Here is a 15113-nt window from a genome sequence, read left to right as displayed (position 1 = left end):
ACTCCCTCATCACGCGCCAGGCCCCCGTTGGCCTGGCAGGTCAGCGACAGCATCGACCATGCTGATCACTATGATGAACAGAGTACAGCAAGTTGAACACGTGGCAAGTGGCGGACCCGATATGTTGCCCGCGGCTTCTTCTCCGTTACGAACCCATGGGGTTGCCCAGCGAGTGGGCCAGTTCCCGCAGTTCCTTGACCATCTGCGCTCCCTGCGCCGGGGTGTACGTTGCCTTGAGTGCGGTGACGGACAGGCCCAGGCTGGGCCCGTGGGCGCCCCTGGTGGGAACGGCTACGCCCAGGCAGACCACGCCAGTGGTCGATTCCTCATCCTCGAAGGCGTAGCCCTGCTCCCGGATGACCTGAAGCTGGGCCTTGAGTTCACGACCGGTGCGGAGGGACTTGGGTGTCATTACCGGAAGCTGCGCATCATCGGGGAACATGTCGTCAAGGTCGTGATCCCGCAGCCTGGCGATCAGGGCCTTGCCCACGGCGCACAGGGACACAGGCATCTTGTCCCCGATGTTTGACGTCAGCCGGACGGCAGGATGGCCTTCGTACCGGGCGAGGTAGATGACGTTGGTACCGTCCAGCATGGCGATCCGGACGGTTTCACCTGACAGGGTGGGTGCCTGCTCGCAGTACCGGTAGAACTCCTGGACCTCGTCCAGCCGGCTCAGGTAGGCGGCGCCCAGCTCCACGAGCTTGCGTCCCAGGGTGAATTCGGAACCCTGCCGGCTGATCAGGCGGGCCTCCTCCAGCGCGAGCAGCAGATTGGACGTGGAGGATTTGGGAATGCCAAGTTCGCGGGAGAGGTCGCTGAGGGTGAGCCTTCCGCCCGCCGAGGCGGCAAGGGCATCCAGCACGGCAGCGGCGCGGGTAACGGCCGGCGCCGGCGACGAGCTTCCCAGTCCGTCGGAAGAGCGGGTGGTGCGGGAATCGGCCATGATTCTCCTTCGGTAGGCGCCTGCGCTTGTGGTGCTGTCCATCCAGCTGAACACTAACCATGATAGTGGCGGGGCGAAGGCCTCCTGCGGCCGCGAAAGGCCAAGGGAGGCATGGGCGCGACATGAAACGGCGCGTGACTTTTTGTTTCCGGCGGTTCACGGTATATTCATCCCAGGCCCTCCACCGCGGCATCCCCCAATAGCCGCGGTGGAGGGTTTTCCAATGCCCGAAAGCCCTGGGTCACGCCGCGTTAACAGTCGATTCGCGGAGCCGCCAGCCGCCGCCGAGGCCGTCCCGCTGCAGGTACATCGTGGTGAGGGCGGACCTGCTGTTGCTTCCCAGCCTCACCTGCAACTGAAGGACTTCGACGTCCACCCTGCTGTTGCCCTTGGGCATCCTGCGGCTGGTCTCCCACCAGTTGACCCGCTCGAACCACCTGACCGGCTCGGCGCCCACAGACCATTGCCTGCCTTGGGCCAGTACCGCGGTCGGCATCCCATTGTTGTCAGTGCGCACTATGACGTGTTCCATGCCTGCAATCTAGGACAGGGGTCCGACAATCACGCCGGGCCCCCGGGGGCGACGGCGGACAAGCAAAAAACCCCGCTGTACCCGCGGGCAGCGGGACAACGGGGTGTTTCCTGTGGGTCCTACCGGGATCGAACCGATGACATCCACGGTGTAAACGTGGCGCTCTACCAGCTGAGCTAAAGACCCAAAATCTGTGGTTTCCGGCGATTCCCGCCGCAACCAACGAACATAGACTCTACCCGACGTCCGGCCCCAAACGCGAATCCGCACGAATGCCGGCAGCGGCTAGCGGGGCGGAAGTTCGCCTGCCAGGTAGGCGAGGGCCTGGCTGACCCCGGCTTCAAGCTTGATGGTGGCTTTGTCATCGCCGCGCGTGGCTCCCCTGTTGATGATGACGACGGGCTTGGCTTCCTTGGCGGCATGCCGGACGAACCTCAGCCCGCTCATCACCGTCAGCGACGAGCCTGCCACCACCAGTGCCGCCGCTTCATCCACCATGGCGTAGGACCGTTCCACCCTGTCCTTGGGAACGTTCTCGCCGAAGTAGACGAAATCAGGTTTGAGCGTCCCGCCGCAGGCGGGGCACACTGCAACCACGAAACTGCCGATGAGTTCCTGGTCCTCCACCGTTGAATCGGCATCCGGTGCCATTTCCACCAGGCCGCTGGCTGCTGCCCGCTCCAGGAACCCGGGGTTCAGTTCCTCCAGCATGCCGGCCACCAGGCGGCGCGAATACGTCCGCCCGCAGTCCAGGCACACCACCTGGTCGTACCTGCCATGCAAATCCACCACGTTGGAGCTGCCCGCGTCCTGGTGCAGCCGGTCCACGTTCTGCGTGATGAGGCCGGTCAGATAGCCGCGGCGCTCCAGCTCGGCGGCGGAGTAGTGGCCCTGGTTGGGGTCCGCGTGGCGGAGGTGGGACCAGCCGATGTGGTTCCTTGCCCAGTAGCGCTGCCGGTTGCCGGCCTCCCGCACGAACTCCTGGTAGGTCATGGGTGAGCGGGGCGGCGAGTCCGGGCCGCGGTAATCCGGGATGCCGGAATCCGTGCTGAGGCCGGCCCCGGTCAGCAGGGCAAAACGGGAGCCGGCAAGCAGGTCACGGATCCGGACCAGCACCTCAAGGTCGCTGGCGGACGGCGGGTCCGGCACGACGGGCGGCAGGCTGGCAAACCCCGTAAGGCCTGTCCCCTGCCGCCGCCCAGCCACGGTTCCCTTAGGCCCGTTTCACGCCGGCGAGGGCGGAGCGGTACTCGGCGAAGTCGCGGGCCTGGCCCCGGGGATTCACGACGCTGTAGCGGACCTTGCCCTCGGCATCAATGATGAAGGTGGCACGTTTTGCCATGCCGCTGTCTGCATCGAAGACGCCATAGGCCTCGGCGACACCACCGTGGGGCCAGAAGTCGGCGAGCAGATCAAAGCCGTAGCCCTCCTGTGCCGCGTAGGCCCGCAGGCTGAACTTGCTGTCCACCGACACTGCCAAAACCACGGCGTCGGCATCCTCGAAAGTGGCGAGGTTGTCCCGTATCTCGCAAAGTTCGCCGGTGCAGATGCCGGAAAAGGCAAATGGATAGAAGACCAGTGCCACATTCTGCCCGCGGAAGGACGACAGCCTGACCGGCTCACCGTACTGGTTGGCGAGCTCGAAGTCCGGTGCTGCCGACCCGAGGGCGGGAAGAGCTGCGGTAGCTGCCTCGACCGCTGCCGTCACTTGTTCTTCCTGCTGACCAGGCGGGTTGCGCTCCAGTCCTTGGAGACGCCGGCCGAAGTGGTGACGTGCAGGCCGGCGGTGGGAGCGGCCTCCTGGATGTCCGCGGGCGAGACGTACCCGTCCCTTCCGGACTTGGGGGTAAGAATCCAGACAACGCCCTTTTCACTGAGGGTGGTGAGGGAATCCACCAGGCTGTCCACCAGGTCCCCGTCGCCCTCGCGCCACCATAGGATGACGGCGTCAGCTACTTCGTGATCGTCCTCGTCCAGCATTTCCGAGCCGGTGAAGTCCTCAATATCGTCACGCAAGTCGAAGTCGACATCGTCGTCGTAACCGAACTCCTGAATCAGATCCCCATTCTTGAAACCCAATTTTTCCGCCACATTTACCGAAGTGGCGGCGTCGGCCTCGCTCACGTGTACCTCCAATACCTCATTTATGCGGTGTGCATAGTGATTTCCGTTACTCCCAAGCCAACACCCTTTGTGCCTGCGCTTCAAGCTGCCGCCCCCGGAACTGCGCATATTCTGCGTCACATCCGGTTCCGGAAGCCTTGCCGCAGCGGCTTTTCGTCACACACCAAGTATGACGAACGAAATACAACCGCAGGGTCCGGGCCGCGGCTACGCATCGTGTTGTGGTCAGGGCTAGAGTGGCTGGTGACAACTATGCCTGCGGACGACGACCTTGTGACTCCGCGCGGACATAGGAGCGCTAGGAAGCTGCCCGGCACACATGACCGGGCTGTTGTAACCGATACGTCGCACATGGCGTATGTACGCCGGGCAGTCACCCTGCCTGGCCTGAGTGCGCCGATTCATGCGCGCAAAGAGAGGTTGGACGTGGCTGCAGGAGAAGATACCTCCCATATCCTCAGCGGGTTGACTAACCAGCTGCCTGATCGTGATCCGGAAGAGACTGCCGAGTGGGTTGAGTCCCTGGATGCGTTGATCAGGGAACAGGGCACCGAGCGTGCCCAATACATCATGCGGAGCCTGCTGCAGCGCGCGGGCGCGCAGAGCGTCGGGGTGCCGATGGTGACCACCACGGATTACGTGAACACGATCCCGGTGGACCAGGAAGCCGAATTCCCCGGCAACGAGGAATACGAGCGCCGCTACCGGGCCTACATGCGGTGGAACGCCGCGGTCATGGTGCACCGGGCGCAGCGGCCCGACATCGGCGTTGGCGGGCACATCTCCACCTACGCCGGGGCGGCGACCCTGTACGAGGTCGGCTTCAACCACTTCTTCCGCGGCAAGGACGCCCCCGGCGGCGGGGACCAGGTGTTCTTCCAGGGCCACGCCTCCCCCGGCATGTACGCCCGGGCATTCATGGAAGGCCGGCTTCTCCGAGGAAGACCTGGACGGCTTCCGGCAGGAAAAGTCCAAGGAAGGCCACGCCCTCTCCTCCTACCCGCACCCGCGCCTGATGCCCAAGTTCTGGGAATTCCCCACCGTGTCGATGGGCATCGGGCCGATGAACGCGATTTACCAGGCCCAGTCCAACCGGTACCTGCACAACCGCGGCCTGAAGGACACCTCCGACCAGCAGGTTTGGGCGTTCCTGGGCGACGGCGAAATGGACGAGCCCGAGTCCCGCGGCCTGCTCCAGCTCGCCGCGAACGAGAACCTGGACAACCTGAACTTCGTGATCAACTGCAACCTCCAGCGCCTGGACGGGCCTGTGCGCGGCAACGGCAAGATCATGCAGGAACTCGAAGCGTTCTTCCGCGGCGCGGGCTGGAACGTGATCAAGGTCGTCTGGGGCCGGGAATGGGATGACCTGCTCACCCGCGACACCGACGGCTCGCTCGTGAAAATCATGAACGAAACCCCCGACGGGGACTACCAGACCTACAAGGCCGAATCCGGCGGGTTCGTCCGCGAACACTTCTTCGGCAAGACCCCGCAGACCAAGGACCTCGTCGCGGACCTGACCGATGACCAGATCTGGAACCTCAAGCGCGGCGGCCACGACTACCGCAAGGTCTACGCCGCCTACAAGGCAGCCACCGAATTCAAAGGCAAGCCCACCGTCATCCTCGCCAAAACCGTCAAAGGCTACGGCCTCGGACCGCACTTCGAGGGCCGCAACGCGACCCACCAGATGAAGAAGCTGACCCTGGATGACCTGAAGAAGTTCCGCGACCACCTGCGCATCCCGGTCACCGACGAGCAGCTTGAGAACGACAACTACCGTCCGCCGTACTACCACCCGGGTACTGACGCACCGGAAATCAAGTACATGATGGAGCGCCGCGCCGCCCTGGGCGGGTCGGTGCCGGAGCGCCGGTCCACGCACGCCGAGATCGTGCTGCCGGACGCGAAGTCCTACGAGGTGGCCAAGCGTGGCTCCGGAAAGCAGCAGGCCGCCACCACCATGGCGTTCGTCAGGCTCCTGAAGGACCTGATGCGGGATAAGAACTTCGGCAAGCACATCGCCCCGATCATCCCCGACGAGGCACGCACGTTCGGTATGGATGCGTTCTTCCCGACGGCGAAGATCTACAACCCCAAGGGCCAGAACTACCTGTCCGTGGACCGCGACCTCGTCCTGGCCTACAAGGAATCCCCCGCGGGCCAGCTGATCCACCCCGGCATCAACGAAGCCGGCGCCGTCGCAGCGTTCACCGCCGCAGGCACCGCCTACGCCACCCACGGCGTGCCCCTGGTCCCGGTCTACGTCTTCTACTCCATGTTCGGCTTCCAGCGCACCGGCGACGCCTTCTGGGCCGCCGCCGACCAGATGACCCGCGGATTCATCATCGGCGCCACCGCAGGACGCACCACCCTCACCGGCGAAGGCCTCCAACACGCCGACGGACACTCACCCCTGCTGGCCTCCACCAACCCGGCCGTCATCACCTACGACCCCGCCTACGGCTACGAAATCGGACACATCGTCCGCTCCGGCCTGGAACGGATGTACGGGGAAGGCTCGACGGATAAGAACGTCATGTACTACCTCACCGTGTACAACGAACCCATCGTCCAGCCCGCAGAACCCGAGAGCCTCGACATCGAAGGCGTCATCAAGGGCATCTACCTGCTCGCCCCGGCAAAGATCGACGGTCCCCGCACCCAGATCCTCGCCTCCGGCGTCTCCGTGCCCTGGGCCCTCGACGCCCAACGGATCCTCGCCGACGACTGGAACGTCTCCGCAGACGTCTGGTCCGTCACCTCCTGGAACGAACTGCGCCGCGACGGCCTCGCCGCCGAAGAGGAAGCCTTCCTCAACCCCGGCCAGCCCGCCCGCGTCCCCTTCGTCACCCAGCAACTCGAAGGCGCCACCGGCCCCGTCGTCGCCGTCTCCGACTACATGAAAGCCGTCCCCGACCAAATCCGGCAATTCGTCCCCAACGAATTCGCCACCCTCGGCGCCGACGGCTTCGGCTTCTCCGACACCCGCGCAGCAGCCCGCCGCTTCTTCAAAAACGACACCCACTCCATCGTGGTCCGTGCCTTGGAGATGCTGGCGCGCCGCGGCGAAGTGGACGTCGACGCCCCGGTGAAGGCGATCGAGAAATACAAGCTGCTCAACGTCAACGCCGGCACCACCGGCAACGCGGGCGGCGAGGCCTAGCCTCCCGCCCGGCAGCAGAACCAGCCATGGACGACGGCGGCCCTCACCCACAAGGTGAGGGCCGCCGTCGTTCGTTCCAAAAGGTGCTGCAACCCTGTGACGCAGCCCCTGGCGGATTGTAGCCTTCGCACAAATGGAGGTTGCGGGGCGCTGGCCGTATGCTCAAAGAATGCCAGCACCAGCAAGCCCGTCCGCCAAGCGGAAGCCGTCCCCGCCGAAGGTCACCCCGGAGAAGTCCGAAACCCTCAAGCAGCTGCGGGCCAACGTGGGCCAGCTCTCCACCACCACCATGCGGAAGCTGGAACAGTCGCTGCCCTGGTACAGCAGGCTCAGCGCGGATGAGCGCTCGGCGCTGGGGATGGTGGCGCAAAACGGCATAGCCGCCTTTGTTACCTGGTACGAGCGCCCGAGCTCGCCGTCATGGATCCTGACCGACGTCTTTGGGACGGCTCCCACCGAACTGACCCGCTCGATCAGCCTACAGAAGGCGCTGCAGCTGATCCGGATCGTGGTGGAGGTGGTGGAGGACCAGGTTCCCGTCATTGCGCCCGAGGCCGACCAGCCCTCCCTGCGCGAGGCCGTCCTCCGCTATTCACGGGAGGTGGCCTTCGCCGCCGCCGACGTCTACGCCCGTGCCGCCGAGTCCCGCGGTTCCTGGGACACCCGGCTTGAAGCCCTGATCGTGGACGCCATCCTCCGCGGGGAAAACACCGACGCCCTGCGGTCCCGGATCGCAGCGCTGGGATGGAAGGCGCAGGAGCGCTTCACCGTCATGGTGGGCAATTCGCCGTCGGAACCCAGCGCCAGCTACGTCAGCGAACTGCGCAGGATGGCGGGGCGGTACGCGGAGGACGCGCTCGTGGGCATCCAGGGCGACCGCCTGATCCTCATCCTGGGCGGCGTGCAGGACCGCGAGACCGCCTATGTAAAGCTCAGCGACATGTTCGCCCCGGGGCCCGTGGTCTACGGCCCGGAGGCAGGGTCGCTCCTGGAAGCCAGCGGTTCTGCGCAGTCCGCGTTCGCCGGGCTGACGGCTGCCCGCGCGTGGCCCTCCGCACCCCGTCCCGTCGCGGCGGACGACCTGCTCCCCGAACGGGTGATCTCGGGTGACGACGCGGCCCGCCGCTCCCTGGTCAAAAACATCTACCGGCCCCTCCTGGCGGCATCAAACGGGCTGGTGGAGACCCTCGGCACCTACCTGGAACTGGGGCATTCGCTGGAGGCGACCGCACGGGAACTCTTTGTCCACGCCAACACTGTCCGGTACCGGCTCAAGCGCGTCTGCGACGTCACCGGCTGGGATCCGCTGCTGCCGCGGGAGGCGTTCGTGCTCCAGGCAGCGCTCGTGGTGGGCCGGCTTTCCGCCCCGCCGAAGGCCGCCACGGAACGCCAGGCGTCCCGGAACCAAGGCTGACACGTTGTAGACTTCCTACAACCTGACCCCGTGAGCTTGGTGCGGAGAAACACCGCTGGATCACACAGTAATTTGGAAAGCTGGTTACGTGCTTGCAATAGTCTGCCCTGGACAGGGCTCGCAGACCCCGGGTTTTCTGGCCCCCTGGCTGGAACTGCCCTCGGTGGCAGGCCAACTGGCCTCCCTCAGTGACATCGCAGGCATCGACCTGATCGCTCACGGGACCACCTCCGACGAGGAAACCATCAAGGACACTGCCGTCGCGCAGCCCCTGATCGTTGCCGCCGGCCTCGTCACGGCGGCTTCGCTCTTCGACGTCGAACTCAATTCCCTTCCGGTGATCCTTGCCGGGCACTCCGTGGGTGAAATCACCGCGGCCGCACTCGCCGGCGTGCTGACCGAGCAGGAAGCCATGACGTTCGTCCGCGAACGCGCCAACAGCATGGCTGCAGCCGCTGCGGTTACACCCACAGGCATGAGCGCCGTGGTCGGCGGTAACCCGGCGGAAGTACTTGCGGCCATCGAGGCGGCCGGCGCCGCCCCCGCAAACGTCAACGGGGCCGGCCAGACTGTTGCCGCCGGAACCTTCGAGCAACTGAAGGCACTGGCCGACAACCCGCCGGCGAAGGCCCGCGTCATCCCCCTCAAGGTTGCCGGCGCATTCCACACCAGCCACATGGCGCCCGCAGTCAGCGCGCTGAAGGCACTGGAACCCCAGCTCAACCCGGTAGCCCCGAAGGTGCCCCTGCTGTCGAATTACGACGGCGGCGAAGTCACCGACGGCGGTGCCGCCGTCGAAAGCCTGATCGCCCAGGTTTCCCGTCCCGTGCGCTGGGACCTCTGCATGGAAACCATGGTCAAGCGCGGCGTCACCGGCGTCATCGAACTGGCTCCCGCGGGCACCCTGGCCGGACTGGCAAAACGCGGCATGCCCGGCGTCAAGACGGTAGCGGTCAAGACCCCCGAGGACCTGTCCGCCGCCCTCGCGCTCTTCGCGGAACTGGAAGGCAACGCATGAGCGTCCCCACGCTGAAGCAGGCTCCCCTGCAGGAGCACACCCGGATTCTCGGGCTGGGGGCTTACCGGCCCGATGTCATCGTCACGAATGAGGATGTCTGCCAGTGGATCGACTCCTCCGATGAGTGGATCCGCCAGCGCACCGGCATCGTGACCCGGCACCGCGCCCCCGCCGGCGTCAGCGTGATCGACATGGCAGAAGGCGCTGCGCGTGAAGCCATGCAGAAGGCGGGCATCGAGGCCTCCGAACTCGGCGCCGTCATCGTGTCCACGGTGACCCACCCCTACGCCACTCCTTCTGCAGCTGCCAGCCTGGCTGACCGCCTGGGCGCCACCCCGGCGCCGGCTTTCGATATTTCCGCGGCCTGCGCCGGCTATTGCTACGGCATCGCGCAGGCTGATGCCCTGGTCCGCTCCGGCGCCGCAAAGTACGTCCTGGTAGTAGGCGCCGAGAAGCTCTCGGACGTCATCGACAACCGGGAACGGACCATCTCCTTCCTGCTCGGCGACGGCGCCGGCGCCGTCATCGTCGGACCCTCCGACACGCCGGGCATCGCACCATCGGTGTGGGGCTCGGACGGCAGCAAGTGGAACGCCATCGGCATGACGCGTTCCCTGCTCGATGTCCGCGACCTGGGCCTCGCCGCGCGGCAGTCCGACTCCACCGGCGACCTTGCCCTCCTCGAGGAGGCGCAGGAGCTGTACCCCACGCTCCGCCAGGACGGCCAGACGGTCTTCCGCTGGGCCGTGTGGGAAATGGCCAAGGTTGCCCAGCAGGCACTCGATGCCGCAGGCGTCAAGGCCGAGGACCTGGTGGCGTTCATCCCCCACCAGGCCAACATGCGCATCATCGACGAGATGGTGAAGAAGCTGAAGCTGCCCGAGACGGTTACAGTGGCACGGGACATTGCCGACGCCGGCAACACGTCCGCGGCCTCCATCCCGCTTGCAACGCACCGGCTCCTGCAGGAAAACCCGGCGTTGAGCGGCGGGCTGGCCCTGCAGATCGGCTTCGGCGCCGGACTGGTCTTCGGTGCGCAGGTAATTGTCCTTCCCTAAGTACGCCCAAGGGTCCGCAACCGCGGCCCCGACCGTTTCCGGCAGCCCCTGCCGGCAATACAAGAAAAGGAGCCATCAATGGCTAGCAACGAAGAGATCCTGGCCGGCCTGGCTGAAATCGTCAACGAAGAAACCGGCCTGGCCCCCGAGGCTGTCGAGCTGGACAAGTCCTTCACCGAGGACCTGGACATCGACTCCATCTCCATGATGACCATCGTGGTCAACGCCGAGGAAAAGTTCGGCGTGCGCATCCCGGACGAAGAGGTCAAGAACCTCAAGACCGTTGGCGACGCCGTCAGCTTCATCGCCGGAGCGCAGGCCTAGTCAAGGCTCCCGCCGTTTATTCGGCTTGGCGGGCTGCCGGTCCGGACTGACCGGACCGGCAGCCCGCCGCATTTATCCGGCACAATCCCCCACCGGGAATGGGCCGATCATCAACACGTGCGGGACCCTGCGGACGCAGGCGGATTCCCCACCGACGAAAGAGTGATCCCATGACACGCAAAGTAGTCATTACCGGTCTGGGTGCCACCACGCCCATCGGCGGCGATGTACCCACCATGTGGAACAACGCGCTCAAGGGGGTCTCCGGTGCCCGCACCCTGGAGGACGACTGGGTAGCCAAGTACGAGCTCCCCGTCCACTTCGCTGCCCGGTGCAGCACCCCGGCCCTGGACGTGCTCAGCCGCGTCGAGGCCAAGCGCATGGACCCCTCCACCCAGTTCGGCGTCATCGCAGCCCGCGAAGCGTGGGCAGACTCCGGCATCACTGAAATCGACCAGGACCGGCTGGCTGTCGCATTCGCCACCGGCATCGGCGGCGTCTGGACACTGCTGGATGCCTGGGACACCCTGAAGGAAAAGGGCCCCCGCCGGGTCCTGCCAATGACTGTCCCCATGCTGATGCCCAACGGTGTCGCCGCGGCCGTGAGCCTGGACCTGGGCGCCCGCGCCGGTGCGCACACGCCCGTCTCGGCCTGCGCATCCGGCACGGAAGCCATGCACCTCGGCCTGGAACTCATCCGCTCCGGCAAGGCCGACGTGGTCATGTGCGGCGGCGCCGAAGCAGCCATCCACCCCATGCCGCTGGCAGCATTTGCCTCGATGCAGGCCCTCTCCCGCCGCAATGATGAGCCCGAGCGCGCTTCCCGTCCCTACGACACCGCACGTGACGGGTTCGTCATGGGCGAAGGTGCCGGTGCCCTGGTCCTCGAGGCCGAGGAACACGCCCTGGCCCGCGGTGCACGCATCTACGCCGAGCTCGCCGGCACGTCGGTCACCGCTGACGCCTACCACATCACCGCTCCGGACCCCGAGGGACTCGGTGCAACCCGTGCCCTCAAGGCAGCCATGTTCGATGGCCGGATCCAGGCCGAGGACGTGGTGCACGTCAACGCGCACGCAACCTCCACGCCTGTTGGGGACAAGCCGGAGTACACGGCCCTGCGCGCCGCCCTCGGCACCCACGTGGACAACGTGGCCGTCTCCGCCACCAAGTCCCAGATGGGCCACCTGCTGGGCGCCTCGGGTGCGGTGGAAGCCGTCCTGACCGTGCTGGCCGTCCATGACCGGAAGGCACCGGTCACCATCAACCTCGAGAACCAGGATCCGGAGATCCCGCTGGACGTAGTGACCTCGGCCCGCGACCTGCCTGCGGGAAACATCGTGGCACTGAGCAACTCGTTCGGCTTTGGTGGCCACAACGCCGTGGTGGCCATCCGCAGCGTCTGAGTTTGTTGTCCCGGGGTATGCCCCGGATGCAGGAGGAGGCCCCGCCGGTATGGCGGGGCCTCCTCTTTTTGCTATGGAAGTTTGCGTGTGGTGTTCCTGCTGGAAGCACGGCCGACGGCGGTCAGCCCACCTGGTGGAGCCAGCGGACGGGTGCGCCTTCAGCGGCATGGCGGAACGGTTCCAGCTCCTCGTCCCAGGCTTCGCCCAGCGCGAGGGAGAGCTCGTGGTAGACGGCTGCGGGGTCGCCTGCACCTGACTCATAGGCGTAGCGGATCCGGTCTTCGGAGACCATGATGTTGCCGTGGACGTCCGTAACGGCGTGGAAGATTCCCAGCTCCGGCGTGTGCGACCACCGGCCGCCGTCCACGCCCTGGCTCGGCTCCTCGGTGACCTCGTAGCGGAGGTGCGCCCAGCCGCGGAGGCAGGACGCCAGCTTCGAACCCGTGCCGGGGGCGCCGGTCCAGGACAGCTCGGCCCGGAACATTCCGGGCGCGGCTGGCTGCGGGGTCCACTCAAGGTCCGTCCGTTTGTCCACCACGGCGCCGACTGCCCACTCAACGTGGGGGCACAGCGCCGTAGGGGCCGAGTGAACGAACAACAGACCGCGGGTCATTGCAACAGACATTCCATCCTCCATAGCTCTAGGTACGTCTTCCCCAACGACCTCTGCCTGGATGGAACTGCCGTGCATTGCTTTGCGGCGGTGGTTCCCTGCGCGGTATTCAGATGTGTCCAGCTGTATCGGATTAAACAGTGTCCGGACTTGCCGCGCCGCATTAAGCTCAGGAGCTTCAAGCGGCACTTGAAAGTTGCCGGACGTGACTCTTATTGTGCCGTACCCCGTGGAATTACGCCAGTGCGATTAGCCACACTGATATGAGGGTGAGAGGGCTGCTCAGGCCCGGGGGTGGGCCTGCTGGTAGCTTCGCCGCAGCCGGTCCACGGAGACATGGGTGTAGATCTGGGTGGTGGCCAGGCTGCTGTGGCCCAGGATTTCCTGCACGGCGCGCAGGTCGGCCCCGCCGTCGAGCAGGTGGGTGGCCGCCGAGTGCCGCAGGGCGTGGGGGCCGGACGCCGAGGTGTCCCCCAGCTCACCGAAGAGCCCGTTGACCAGGGCGCGGACCTGTCGCTGGTCAACCCGGCCGCCGCGGGCGCCGAGAAAAAGCGCGGGGCCGCTGGTCTCCTTGGCCAGCAGGGGGCGGCCCCGCCGGAGCCAGTCGTCAACGGCCACGGCTGCAGGAACCCCGAACGGAACCGTGCGTTCCTTGTTGCCTTTGCCGATGACGCGCAGTGTCCTGCGGTCGGGATCGAGGTCATCGATGTCCATTCCGGCCAGTTCGCCAACGCGCACACCGGTGGCATAGAGCAGTTCGACCATTGCCCTGTTGCGCACGGCCAGGGGTTCACCCTCGGCGGCGGCCGCTTCGAGCTTGTCGAGCAACCGGGTGAGCTGGGTTGGCTGCAGGACTCCCGGGAGGGAGCCTTCCCGTTTAGGTGCCTTCAACCGCAGTGCTGGGTCCGCCTCGATCAGTTCCTCCCTCAGGGCCCATGCGGTAAAGGTGCGGGCAGTCGCGGAACGGCGTGCCAGGGTTGCCCTTGAGGCGCCGGCCTGGCTCTGGCTGCCCAGCCAGCGGCGCAGGGTGCCCAGCTCGATGTCCTTGGGCCCGGCGGCGCCTTCGGCGGCTGCATGGGCAAGGAGGCTGTGCAGGTCGCCCAGGTAGGCCCGCTTGGTGTGCTCCGACACCGCCCGCTCACCGGCGAGGTAACCGGAGAAAGCATCATATGCCGCGCCGAGTTCCCGGGGCAGTCCGTCATGTTCCATCCCTCCACTGTCCCAGCCTGCGGCCACGAACGGGCGCTGGACACGGTCATCCTTTGCCCCGTTTCCAGCCGCCGCGCTCCGATACCGCCAGGCCCAGCAGCCCGAGCCGGCCCAGGCCCGCCCGAACGGATTCCTGGCCCAGGCCCGCCACCGAGGTCAGCTTCTCCACCGAGGTGGTGGAGCGCAGCGGCAGCGCATCCAGGAGGATCAGGTCCTCCAGCGTGAGCCCGTCCTGGACGGCCGGCTGCGTGTGCCGCGGTTCAGGCATTGCCGTGCCGCTGGGCCCGGCCAGCTCGGCGACCTCCGCCGCGTCGGTCACGCAGACCGCTCCCCCGTCCCGGAGGAGCCGGTGGCAGCCGGCCGAATTGGCGCTGTGGACGGACCCTGGCACTGCGCCGACGGCGCGGCCCAGCGTTTCGGCGTGATGGGCTGTGTTCAGTGCACCTGAACGCCAGCGCGCCTCCACCACCACTGTCACGGCCGACAGGGCAGCGATGAGGCGGTTTCTTTGCAGGAAGCGGTACCGGGTGGGAGCCGATCCCGGTGGTACCTCGGCGAGGACGGCGCCCTGGTTGGCGACGGCCCGCAGCAGGTCGTCATTGCCGGACGGATAGAACCGGTCAACGCCGCCGGCCATCACGGCGATGGTAGGGACAGTGGAAGAACAACCGGCAAGCGCGGCACGGTGGGCATGGGCGTCGATCCCGTACGCGCCGCCGGAGACCACCGTGAACCCCCGCTGCGCCAGGGAGTACGCGAGGTCGCCCGTTACCGAGGCCCCGTAACTGGTGCTGTCGCGGGATCCGACCAGAGCGATGGCCTTGTCCGCTGCCGGCAGCGGCTGTTCCTGGCCGCGCCACCAGAGGCAGATCGGCTCCTGGATTCCGAGGTCCGCCAATTGCGCCGGCCACAGCTCGTCGGAGGGAACGATCAACCGGCCACCCAAGCGCGCCATGGTGGCGAGGTCCCGCTCGGGCGCCACGTCCGGCAGCCGGGGCTGCCAGCGCTTCAACGCCGACGCCAGGCCTGCCCAGCCGGTGGCTGTGCCGCCGTCCGCCAGCAGTGTGCTGATCTCCTGCTCCAGTCCGGGACCAGCCTTTACCTGGCCGGTGGCGATCCGCAGGGCATCCGTTGCTCCGGTCAGCTGCACGAGCGCCAGTCCCGCTGCGTCCTGGGGCTCCATCAGCCTGGACAGGGCTGCCCGTGCAAGCCGTTCGCCGTCCTGGGGTGCTTTCCGGAATTCCGCAATGTTGCTCTGATCCACCATGTTGTCCTGATCCGCCATGTTGCTCTGATCCAC

The 15113-nt window shown here is 66.4% G+C and carries 13 protein-coding genes, 1 tRNA gene and 1 pseudogene; 6 read left to right on the top strand and 9 right to left on the bottom strand.

The features are described 5' to 3' along the window. Window positions 1-145 precede the first annotated feature (145 nt). From AC2JAJ_RS16380 to AC2JAJ_RS16355, 6 genes are all read right to left on the bottom strand, one after another. Window positions 146-946, bottom strand: coding sequence for an IclR family transcriptional regulator (locus AC2JAJ_RS16380; protein WP_486415155.1), 801 nt, complete (start codon window positions 944-946; stop codon window positions 146-148). A 241-nt stretch (window positions 947-1187) separates the two neighbouring features. Further along, window positions 1188-1478, bottom strand: a complete 291-nt coding sequence (locus tag AC2JAJ_RS16375; protein WP_486415156.1) for a hypothetical protein — start codon at window positions 1476-1478, stop codon at window positions 1188-1190. Between the two features lie 113 nt (window positions 1479-1591). Then, window positions 1592-1664 (bottom strand) — tRNA-Val (locus tag AC2JAJ_RS16370). Window positions 1665-1763: 99 nt separating this feature from the next. Next, window positions 1764-2684 carry an NAD-dependent protein deacetylase gene (locus AC2JAJ_RS16365; RefSeq protein ID WP_221385787.1) on the bottom strand — a complete coding sequence of 307 codons (921 nt, stop codon included), beginning with the start codon at window positions 2682-2684 and terminating at the stop codon, window positions 1764-1766. A gap of 7 nt (window positions 2685-2691) precedes the next feature. Next, the gene (locus AC2JAJ_RS16360) at window positions 2692-3186 is read right to left on the bottom strand and encodes a peroxiredoxin (protein WP_486415157.1); all 495 of its coding nucleotides are present in this window, start codon (window positions 3184-3186) and stop codon (window positions 2692-2694) included. Continuing rightward, window positions 3183-3602 (bottom strand): DUF3052 domain-containing protein, encoded by a 420-nt coding sequence (locus AC2JAJ_RS16355; protein ID WP_221385785.1) that lies wholly within the window; start codon window positions 3600-3602, stop codon window positions 3183-3185. The genes AC2JAJ_RS16360 and AC2JAJ_RS16355 overlap by 4 nt, the downstream gene beginning before the upstream one ends. Before the next feature lie 426 nt (window positions 3603-4028). On the opposite strand from AC2JAJ_RS16355, the pseudogene aceE reads away from it, so the two are divergent. The 6 genes and pseudogenes from aceE to fabF all read left to right on the top strand — a co-directional run bounded on the left by aceE (window position 4029) and on the right by fabF (window position 11991). Further along, window positions 4029-6771: pseudogene (gene aceE, locus AC2JAJ_RS16350) on the top strand (pyruvate dehydrogenase (acetyl-transferring), homodimeric type). Window positions 6772-6940: 169 nt separating this feature from the next. After that, window positions 6941-8185, top strand: coding sequence for a PucR family transcriptional regulator (locus AC2JAJ_RS16345; protein WP_221386892.1), 1245 nt, complete (start codon window positions 6941-6943; stop codon window positions 8183-8185). An 88-nt stretch (window positions 8186-8273) separates the two neighbouring features. Beyond that, window positions 8274-9203 (top strand): ACP S-malonyltransferase, encoded by a 930-nt coding sequence (locus AC2JAJ_RS16340; protein WP_486415159.1) that lies wholly within the window; start codon window positions 8274-8276, stop codon window positions 9201-9203. Beyond that, a complete protein-coding gene (locus AC2JAJ_RS16335) occupies window positions 9200-10261 on the top strand; it encodes a beta-ketoacyl-ACP synthase III (RefSeq protein WP_221386890.1) in 1062 nt (353 codons plus the stop codon). Before AC2JAJ_RS16340 ends, AC2JAJ_RS16335 begins: the two co-directional genes overlap by 4 nt. Window positions 10262-10339: 78 nt before the next feature. Then, window positions 10340-10585, top strand: a complete 246-nt coding sequence (locus AC2JAJ_RS16330; protein ID WP_009359314.1) for an acyl carrier protein — start codon at window positions 10340-10342, stop codon at window positions 10583-10585. Between the two features lie 170 nt (window positions 10586-10755). After that, entirely contained in the window at window positions 10756-11991 is a 1236-nt protein-coding gene (fabF, locus tag AC2JAJ_RS16325) for a beta-ketoacyl-ACP synthase II (RefSeq protein ID WP_221386889.1), read from the top strand. Window positions 11992-12112: 121 nt separating this feature from the next. Here the strand turns inward: fabF and AC2JAJ_RS16320 are convergent, their stop codons facing one another. From AC2JAJ_RS16320 to dprA, 3 genes are all read right to left on the bottom strand, one after another. Continuing rightward, window positions 12113-12616, bottom strand: coding sequence for a DUF3145 domain-containing protein (locus tag AC2JAJ_RS16320; protein WP_221386888.1), 504 nt, complete (start codon window positions 12614-12616; stop codon window positions 12113-12115). A gap of 270 nt (window positions 12617-12886) precedes the next feature. Then, entirely contained in the window at window positions 12887-13813 is a 927-nt protein-coding gene (locus tag AC2JAJ_RS16315) for a tyrosine recombinase XerC (protein WP_486415160.1), read from the bottom strand. 46 nt (window positions 13814-13859) lie between these two features. Beyond that, window positions 13860-15080, bottom strand: a complete 1221-nt coding sequence (dprA, locus tag AC2JAJ_RS16310) for a DNA-processing protein DprA (protein WP_486416781.1) — start codon at window positions 15078-15080, stop codon at window positions 13860-13862. Window positions 15081-15113 lie beyond the last annotated feature (33 nt).

The organism is Arthrobacter sp. MOO21 (genome assembly GCF_057369995.2).
This window is presented reverse-complemented; position numbering and strand designations above follow the sequence as displayed.